Here is a 7,932-nt window from a genome sequence, read left to right as displayed (position 1 = left end):
GGTTTATGACCCGTACCATATTCGTGAAAATGCGCTTTACCCAAACCGGGCAGATGTAAAAACCCCATTAACGCAATATTAAGAATAATTAGCCCCCTAACCCCCTAAAGGGGGAACTTTTTGACATGCACGTTGTAAACTTTCAGAAACTCCCCCTTCAGGGAGCCTGGGGGCTAATGAGTTCCATAATCATTTGCGTAGCCCCAGTATGTTCGCGTACATAAGTGTATATTTTTTTGCTGGTAATACTGTAAAAGGCATTATCCGTAACTAAAGTATCTACGGTGCCTTGCAACTCTGCCTCATTATTGATACTAAAGCCTCCTTTTAAAGCTATCAGTTCGCGGGCTTCATTAAACTTTGAATAATTAGGGCCAAAAATAACGGGTAAACCAAATGCAGCGGCCTCAAGCGTATTATGTATACCAACTCCAAAACCGCCGCCTATATAGGCAATATCGCCATAGGCGTAAAGTGACGATAGCATGCCAATATTATCGATAATTAGTATTTGGGGCGTGGAAAGCGGGGTACGAGGTGTGGAAATTGAAGAATCCTCTTTTGAATTTTGACTTTTGACTTTTGAATTATCATCAACCAGTTCAGAATATTTTATTGCTGCCTCTTTTGGAAACAGATTAACAAGATTGTTTATTTTTTCTTCGCCAATTTCATGCGGGGCAAAAATAAATTTCCACTCGGGGTACAAGGCAGGCAAAGTAGCCAGTAATTTCTCATCCTCGGGCCAGGTACTGCCCGCAATAAAAAGCTTTTGTCTGTTTTTAAATTCGCCTACGCCGGGTATTTGTTTTGGATGCTCCGCATTGGCCCAAACCCGGTCAAAGCGTGTATCTCCACTTATGGTAGTATTGTTTAGGTCGAGGTTGCCCAATAACTGCTTCGATTGTTCGTCCTGCAAAAAAAAGTGGGTCACCATTCCTAAAATTCTGCGGTGCAAGCCTCCATACCATTTAAAAAACACCTGCCCGGGCCTAAAAATGCCTGAAACAATATATAATGGGATTTGCCGCTTATGCAGTTCATTAAAATAATGATACCAGTACTCATATTTAGTAAATATGACCATAGTGGGTTTTATGGCGTCTATAAACTGATATGCATTAATAGCGGTATCTAAGGGCAGGTAATAAACCTCATCGGCAAGCGGGGTGTTTTTCCTGATCTCATAACCAGAGGGGGAAAAAAAGGTGATCACAATCTTTTTTTCGGGATGCTTACTCCTTATAGCCTCTAAAATCGGGCGTCCCTGTTCAAACTCACCTAATGATGCAAAGTGAAACCAAATACTGCTGTTTAGCCGTACAAGCCTTTGCTGTCTTCGGCCCTTTATCCATAAGTCTGCCTTTGAATTAAAAAATGAGGCAAGCCATACAGCAAAGTAATATAGTTTGATCCCAATGTTATATAAAAACATCAATTTAAGTATGAATGATTATCTTAGCAGGGCATAAAAGTAATAACAATAATTGCAATTAATAATTGTGCCCTGCTCATGTACTGTAACTTAATTAGCCAAACAAATGAGTTACTGCATTCCCAACTTTAAGGATATAAAAATGTTATTAAAAAATAAAACTATTTTTGGCGGGCATACTTTAACGTACCAATTAACTACAAGCACATTCAATTATAACAATACCAGGAGGAAATAATGTCAAACCGTAAACGGATATTAATTACCGGAGCAGCCGGATTTTTAGGATCGCACCTGTGCGACAGATTTATCAAGGAAGATTACCATGTAATTGGTATGGATAATTTGATTACCGGCGATCTTCGCAATATCGAGCATCTTTTCAAGCTTGAAAACTTTGAGTTTTACAATCATGACGTTTCTACCTTTGTGCATGTACCGGGCGATCTGCATTACATATTACACTTCGCTTCTCCGGCAAGCCCAATTGATTATCTAAAAATACCTATTCAAACCTTAAAGGTTGGTTCATTAGGAACTCACAATTTATTAGGTTTAGCTTTAGCCAAAGGTGCCCGAATGCTGATAGCTTCAACATCTGAAGTTTATGGCGATCCAAACGTGAGCCCTCAGCCTGAAGAATACTGGGGCAATGTAAACCCGGTTGGCCCTCGCGGGGTTTATGACGAAGCTAAGCGTTTCCAGGAAGCTATAACTATGGCTTACCATACATTTCATGGCCTGGAAACACGTATAATACGTATATTTAACACCTATGGCCCACGCATGCGCCTAAATGACGGCCGCGTATTGCCGGCATTTATAGGCCAGGCCTTAAGGGGCGAATCATTAACCATGTTTGGCGATGGTTCACAAACCCGTTCGTTCTGCTACGTTGATGATTTGGTTGAAGGCATTTACCGCCTGCTGCACAGCGACTACGCGCAACCAATGAACATTGGTAACCCCGATGAGATCACTATAAAACAGTTTGGCGAAGAGATCATTAAACTAACCGGTACCGATCAAAAACTCATTAGCTTACCTCTACCTGTTGATGATCCAAAACAACGTCGTCCGGATATTACAAAAGCAAAAAGCATTTTAGGCTGGGAACCTAAGGTATCCAGAAGTGAAGGTTTAAAGATCACTTTAGATTACTTTAAATCGCTGCCTGAAAAAGAAATAAACCACAAGGACTTTACATATTACAATAAACGATAACACATACCCCTGAAAATGAAAATATTAGTAACAGGCGGCCTGGGTTTTATAGGCTCCCATACTGTTGTTGAATTGGTAAATGCAGGTTACGAACCTGTTATTGTTGATGACCTGTCAAACTCCGACCCTAAGATATTAGATCAGATAGCTAAAATTATAGGTTATAAACCCGTTTTTCATAAACTCGACCTATGCGATGAACATAGTGTAAAAGAACTGGCGGTTAACGAGCCTGATATTGAAGGCATCATTCATTTTGCAGCCTATAAAGCCGTAGGCGAATCGGTACAAAAACCGTTAAAGTATTACCGTAATAATTTTTATTCCCTTATCAATTTACTGGAAGGCTATTATGGTAAACCATTGAATTTTGTTTTCTCATCAAGCTGTACAGTTTACGGGCAGCCCGAGCATTTGCCAGTTACCGAAGCAGCGCCAGTGCAGCCGGCTCAATCGCCTTATGGCAATACCAAGCAAATTGCTGAGGAAATATTACAGGATATGATAGCCTCTGGCAGCAATTATAAAGTAATATCATTACGGTACTTTAACCCCGTAGGTGCACATGATAGCGCGCTGATTGGCGAACTGCCCATTGGTGTACCACAAAATTTAGTGCCATTTATTACCCAGACCGCTATTGGCAAACGTGAAAAAATCACTGTTTTTGGTAATGACTACAATACGCCGGATGGCAGCTGCGTTCGTGATTACATACATGTAGTTGATTTAGCTAAAGCTCACGTAGCCGCGCTTAAATTGATGCAGCAAGATACCTTTAAAGGATACGATGTATTTAATATTGGCACTGGTAACGGCACAACCGTATTACAGATCATACATGCTTTTGAGCGTGCTACCGGTGTAAAATTAAATTATGAAATTGGCCCGCGCCGTGGTGGAGATGTGGAGCAGGTTTGGGGCGATGTAACTAAATCAACTAATAAATTAGGATGGAAAGCTAAACTGGGGATTGATGATATGATGTCATCAGCCTGGGAATGGGAAAAATACATAGCACAAAATCCGCTATAATTTGTAAAGACTATTATCGCTTATTTAGTGGTACAGTTTGTTTACAAGCCATACCACTAAATAAGTATACTAACCGTTAACTATGTTTGGTTTATTTAAAAAAAAGCCGGAAAAGAAACATGCGAGTTTTAACTATGAGTCTATCATGGTTGATATGCACTCGCATGTGTTGCCTGGAATTGATGATGGAGCCAAAACACCGCAAGACTCTATTATTCTGATACGGAAAATGATGGAGCTGGGTATAAAAAAAATTATAGCCACTCCGCACGTAATGATAGATTTTTACCGGAACACTCCTGAAACGATAACTAATGCGCTTAATATCCTCAAGGCCGAACTGATCAAGGAGAATATTGATATACCTGTTGAGGCCGCTGCTGAGCATTACTTTGATGAAACCTTTGAGGCAAGGGTAAAAGAAGGCCGGTTGTTCACGATGGGTGATAATTACGCGTTATTTGAGTTTTCATTTATCAATCAGCCACCCAATGCGGTACCGGTAATACAAAAAATGAATGATATGGGTTATAAACCCATTCTGGCGCATCCGGAAAGATATCCTTACATGGATCTTGATCAATTCAAAAACCTGCACAGCTGGGGATGCAATTTTCAACTTAATACTATTTCATTAACAGGGTATTATGGTAAGGAATCTAAAAAGCTGGCAGAAACCTTAATAGACAATGAGCTGGTAGATTTTATATCAAGCGATATGCACCACACCAAACATGCAGTCGCTTTAAAAGACGCGCTCAATACCACCTATATTGAAAAGCTCCTGTTTGACTATCCACTGAAGAATAGCTTATTATTTTAGAAAACAAATAAAAAGAGCGGCTTGGAAATTACTTTTCCGAGCCGCTCTTTTTTATTATCTGCTTTTTATTATTCGTACCTCAGCGCTTCAACCGGATCAAGCCTGGCAGCTTTTTTTGCCGGATAATAGCCTGATGTAAGGCCAATGAACGTACATAGCACTATGGCAAAAAACAGCCAGCCCCAGGGCACAACAAATACTCCGCTAATTTGAACGGCTATCAGATTTCCTGCTGCTATACCCAGTACCATACCGGCTATACCTCCTATAAAGCATATTACTATAGCTTCAATTAAAAATTGTTTACGTATCACGGCTGGTGTTGCACCTATGGCTTTACGCACCCCTATTTCGCGGGTACGTTCCGTAACGGATACCAGCATAATATTCATTAACCCTATTGCTGCGCCTATTAAGGTGATAATACCTACAGCAAAACCTGCAATGGTAATGCCTAATAACTGGCTTGATAGTTCCTGCTGTATAGAATCGCTGCGGGTTATTTCAAAATTATCTTCATTAGCAATATTAAGTCCGCGAACATTTCTGATCAGTGATGTAGCCTCACCTATACTGGCATCCAAAGCACCAGGGCCATTTACCTTAACCGTGATGGCGTATGACAGGTTGCGCGCTGTATCTATCTGTTTTGCTTTAAGTATAGGAATAATACAAAATTTATCGCCCCCAAATGAGCTTGAGCCTTTTGAAGCAATTACACCAACGATACGATATTTATTGCTGCCTATAAAAAGCGATTGATTAACCGGATTTTCCTGTTTAAAAAGTTTTGTTTTTATCTCATCGCCTATCAGTACTACATTGGCGCCATGCTCCAACTCCGATGCCGAAAAGTTACGCCCAAAAGATAATTTTTTACCCGTAGTAGCCAGGTAGTTTTCGTTTGATCCCGAGATAGAGATATTGGGATTAGTTTTTTGATTACCGTATTTGGCAACAGCAGTACCTGTAACATCTAAATTAATGGCTGTTAGTACAGGAAGTTTAAATGTTTTTTTAAAGCGTTCTGCCTGATCATAGCTAATAGGTGGGTAAGCCTTTTTATGCCCACCACTACCAAAGTTAAGTCCTTCGCCCCGGCTTTGAATAGTAAAGGAATTGGCCCCCAGATCAGAAAACGCGTTGTTGGTAAATTCTCGGATGCCTTCAATAGCCGTTAATATACCTATTAGGGCCATTATACCGATAGCAATAATTAACGATGTTAAGGAGGTGCGGAGCCTGTTGCCGGCTATAGATTGTAACGCGATGGAAATATTTTCTTTATATGATGTTTTAACCGGCATGGTATAAAAATAAAAAAACTTTGCGGTTTGACTCTGTGCTACATCAATTTGTTACAGCAAATCACACAAATAAGCCCTCTTTTAATATTGGCTTAAAATAGTATATAATATTTATTAAAATACCCCTTCAGTACGATGTCTCGTGAACAAGAAAGGGCTAATGTATGCGATAACAACCCACATTAACCCTTTCGGAATTATAAAATGCGCCTGCTTATTTATCTTATGCGTCTGTATATTTCTACTGATTTTTGTACTGAATCTGTAATAACCTGTGAATATTCATCATTACCCTTAAAGGTAATTTTAATAGCAAATTTCTTATTCAGCAGCTGTGCATGGCTTGATAACTCATCCTCTTCTCGCAGCGTATCATTTCTCAGGCTGAAAACACCATATCCAAAACCGTTTTTAAACTTTTTACCCGCTTTATCAATCGGGTAGCGGTGAACAAACATAAAATATCCTTTCTGAAATATTTTATATTGCGCTGGCTTTAAATCTACCGTGTCTTTTCCGGTTACTATATAGGCTGCTTCCATTTTCCATAAACCATCCAAAGCCGTTGTATCTTTGGGAGCTATTGTAGTATAATCTTCAACCATTTTATAGCTTACATCGCGAACTTTAGCTATATCAGGAATAACCTGGGTATAGCCTCTGCTTGTTCTGCTGATTTCCAAATTAAACTTACCTGCCGAATCCAGTAAACGACTGCTGTATATATTTTGCTCGGTCATTTTATTAACAGAATCCATTTTATAAGATCCTACGCCAAAACCTACCGATGAATCGGGGGTGATGGCTGCATACATAAAATGATCATCTGTATATATTTTTCTTTGAACCCTTTGGTAAACCGTATCTTTTCCACCACCGCTAACCATCTGCTTTTCCAATTTATATACGCCTGCCTGAGTAACCGGAGGAGCGCTTTTTTCGGGTTGTTTGCAGCCTGCCATTGCAAAAATTAGCAAAACCGCAGCTATCATGATCTTTTTCATATTATTTAAGTTTAAGGGGTGATTCTTGATTTTAGCTTATTGGGGAATATTATTTAAAGCATGTATTACCGGGGGTAAAAATGCTCATGACGAGCCCGTAAAAAGGCAATGGATTTCCTTTCTCATAAATTTAGTTTTGAGGTTATTGGTTAAATGAATTTACGCATAAAATATCTGAAAATCAATTATTTTCGGACATTTATAACATATAATCACCCATGAAACAAAATGCATATTACAGCAGGGTTAAGGCTTTAAAATTTGATATCACCTTAATCTGAAATATTATAAAAAGAGCATAAAAAAAGGCAGCCAATGGCTGCCCTTTTTACAATATTTTATGGGTTGAATTTATACGGAGAAAGAAGTTCCGCAGCCGCAGGTACTTGCAGCGTTCGGATTGTTAAATGTAAAACCACGGGCGTTTAGACCGTCTTGAAAATCAATTTGCATGCCCATCAGATACATCCCATGAGCTTTATGCATTAATACTTTCAATCCCTCGATGATGTGTTCCTGATCGCCATCCTTCTTTTGGTCAAAGCCTAAAATGTAGTTCATGCCCGAGCAGCCACCACCTTCAACACCAACACGCAAGCCAAAGTCTTCACCTATTTCTTGCTGGTCTCTTAATTTAAAAAGTTCTTTAACGGCTCCTGGAGTAAAGGATACCGGTGCAATTTCAACAGCAGTACTCATCTTATTTTTATTTAACTACACAAATATAAGGTAAAATGTGGATTTTTGTCGCAACCGGTATTTTATGACCTCTGTTTAACATTTACTGAATATGCAAACCTTACCCTACCTACTTGATATTTTAAAATATACCATTGCCGGCATTGGCGTTGTATGGGTGGCGCTGTATTTATTTAAACCATATCTTGACCGGGCCGAGCATGTACAACTCCTTGAGCTCAAAAGGACCATCAGCAACCAAACACTCCCCCTGCGTTTACAGGCCTATGAGCGTGTAGTACTATTTATAGAAAGAATTAATCCCGCAAGTATGATTGTGCGCCTTAATGCATCAGGCATGTCGGCCGCCGAATTACAGCTGCTCGTCATCACCGAGATCCGTAATGAATTTCAGCATAATGTTAC

General features: G+C 39.5%; 7 protein-coding genes and 1 pseudogene. 4 read left to right on the top strand and 4 right to left on the bottom strand.

Annotation, left to right across the window (positions count from 1 at the left end; all coding sequences use genetic code 11):
- Positions 1–157: 157 nt before the first annotated feature.
- Positions 158–1,435, bottom strand: coding sequence for a glycosyltransferase N-terminal domain-containing protein (locus AAGC65_RS23415; RefSeq protein WP_343114892.1), 1,278 nt, complete (start codon positions 1,433–1,435; stop codon positions 158–160).
- A 237-nt stretch (positions 1,436–1,672) separates the two neighbouring features.
- On the opposite strand from AAGC65_RS23415, the gene AAGC65_RS23410 reads away from it, so the two are divergent.
- From AAGC65_RS23410 to AAGC65_RS23400, 3 genes are all read left to right on the top strand, one after another.
- A complete protein-coding gene (locus tag AAGC65_RS23410; protein WP_343114891.1) occupies positions 1,673–2,659 on the top strand; it encodes a UDP-glucuronic acid decarboxylase family protein in 987 nt (328 codons plus the stop codon).
- 15 nt (positions 2,660–2,674) lie between these two features.
- On the top strand, positions 2,675–3,694 hold the full coding sequence (gene galE / locus AAGC65_RS23405; protein WP_343114890.1) for a UDP-glucose 4-epimerase GalE: 1,020 nt from the start codon (positions 2,675–2,677) through the stop codon (positions 3,692–3,694).
- Between the two features lie 82 nt (positions 3,695–3,776).
- Positions 3,777–4,517 (top strand): CpsB/CapC family capsule biosynthesis tyrosine phosphatase, encoded by a 741-nt coding sequence (locus AAGC65_RS23400; RefSeq protein ID WP_343114889.1) that lies wholly within the window; start codon positions 3,777–3,779, stop codon positions 4,515–4,517.
- A gap of 68 nt (positions 4,518–4,585) precedes the next feature.
- Here the strand turns inward: AAGC65_RS23400 and AAGC65_RS23395 are convergent, their stop codons facing one another.
- From AAGC65_RS23395 to AAGC65_RS23385, 3 genes are all read right to left on the bottom strand, one after another.
- Positions 4,586–5,824, bottom strand: a complete 1,239-nt coding sequence (locus tag AAGC65_RS23395; protein ID WP_343114888.1) for an ABC transporter permease — start codon at positions 5,822–5,824, stop codon at positions 4,586–4,588.
- 218 nt (positions 5,825–6,042) lie between these two features.
- Positions 6,043–6,828, bottom strand: coding sequence for a hypothetical protein (locus tag AAGC65_RS23390; RefSeq protein WP_343114887.1), 786 nt, complete (start codon positions 6,826–6,828; stop codon positions 6,043–6,045).
- Between the two features lie 351 nt (positions 6,829–7,179).
- Positions 7,180–7,527, bottom strand: a complete 348-nt coding sequence (locus AAGC65_RS23385) for an iron-sulfur cluster assembly accessory protein (protein WP_343114886.1) — start codon at positions 7,525–7,527, stop codon at positions 7,180–7,182.
- A 91-nt stretch (positions 7,528–7,618) separates the two neighbouring features.
- Here AAGC65_RS23385 and AAGC65_RS23380 point away from each other — a divergent pair.
- Positions 7,619–7,932, top strand: a pseudogene (locus tag AAGC65_RS23380) (hypothetical protein); the annotation flags it as partial.

It is taken from the genome of Mucilaginibacter sp. (assembly GCF_039207105.1).
Lineage (GTDB): Bacteria > Bacteroidota > Bacteroidia > Sphingobacteriales > Sphingobacteriaceae > Mucilaginibacter.
The sequence above is the reverse complement of the archived record's forward strand: the minus strand, read 5'-3'. Positions and strand labels throughout refer to the sequence as shown.

Bases quoted from the DNA above. Each gene is read 5' to 3' on its own strand.
- AAGC65_RS23415 (WP_343114892.1), bottom strand. From the start codon at position 1,435: ATGTTTTTATATAACATTGGGATCAAACTATATTACTTTGCTGTATGG.
- AAGC65_RS23410 (WP_343114891.1), top strand. From the start codon at position 1,673: ATGTCAAACCGTAAACGGATATTAATTACCGGAGCAGCCGGATTTTTA.
- galE (WP_343114890.1), top strand. From the start codon at position 2,675: ATGAAAATATTAGTAACAGGCGGCCTGGGTTTTATAGGCTCCCATACT.
- AAGC65_RS23400 (WP_343114889.1), top strand. From the start codon at position 3,777: ATGTTTGGTTTATTTAAAAAAAAGCCGGAAAAGAAACATGCGAGTTTT.
- AAGC65_RS23395 (WP_343114888.1), bottom strand. From the start codon at position 5,824: ATGCCGGTTAAAACATCATATAAAGAAAATATTTCCATCGCGTTACAA.
- AAGC65_RS23390 (WP_343114887.1), bottom strand. From the start codon at position 6,828: ATGAAAAAGATCATGATAGCTGCGGTTTTGCTAATTTTTGCAATGGCA.
- AAGC65_RS23385 (WP_343114886.1), bottom strand. From the start codon at position 7,527: ATGAGTACTGCTGTTGAAATTGCACCGGTATCCTTTACTCCAGGAGCC.